This window comes from Pseudomonas sp. 51_B, from assembly GCF_017491595.1.
GTDB classification, from domain to species: domain Bacteria; phylum Pseudomonadota; class Gammaproteobacteria; order Pseudomonadales; family Pseudomonadaceae; genus Aquipseudomonas; species Aquipseudomonas promysalinigenes.
The window spans coordinates 1-462 of record NZ_JAFGYW010000339.1; the positions used below are offsets into that span (position 1 = coordinate 1).

The 462-nt window shown below is 70.6% G+C and carries 1 protein-coding gene; it reads left to right on the top strand.

Annotation, left to right across the window (positions count from 1 at the left end; translation table 11 throughout):
* Positions 1 to 444: DUF1932 domain-containing protein (locus J5M56_RS25125; RefSeq protein WP_207938076.1), on the top strand; the 444-nt coding region annotated here is incomplete at its 5' end.
* Between the last annotated feature and the right edge of the window lie 18 nt (positions 445 to 462).

Consider the following 462-nt stretch of genomic DNA (forward strand, 5'->3'; position numbering starts at 1 on the left):
ATGCAGGTGCAGGTGGCGTCCGACCGCCTGGGCGTGGCGTCGGCCACCAAGATGTGCCGCAGCGTCATGATCAAAGGGCTGGAGGCCCTGGTCATCGAGAGCTTCACCGCGGCCCGCCACTACGGGGTGGAGCAGGCGATGATCGCCACGCTGCAAGAGACGTTTCCGGGCATCGACTGGCCGGCGCAGGCGGCCTATTTTTACAGCCGGGTGGCGCAGCACGGTCAGCGTCGCGCGGAGGAGATGCGCGAAGTCGCCCGCACCGTGGCCGAGGCAGGCTTCGAGCCGCTGATGGCCCGTGCCATCGCCGACAAGGACGACTGGATGGCGGCGCAGCGGCGCGCCGGCGCGTTTGCCGGGGTCAGCGATCCGGCGGTGTGGCAGCAGTGGGCGGATGCGCTGCTGGCGGCACGGCGCTCGGGCGACGATCCGATGCCCCGTTGATCGCGCCCAGGCGTTCCT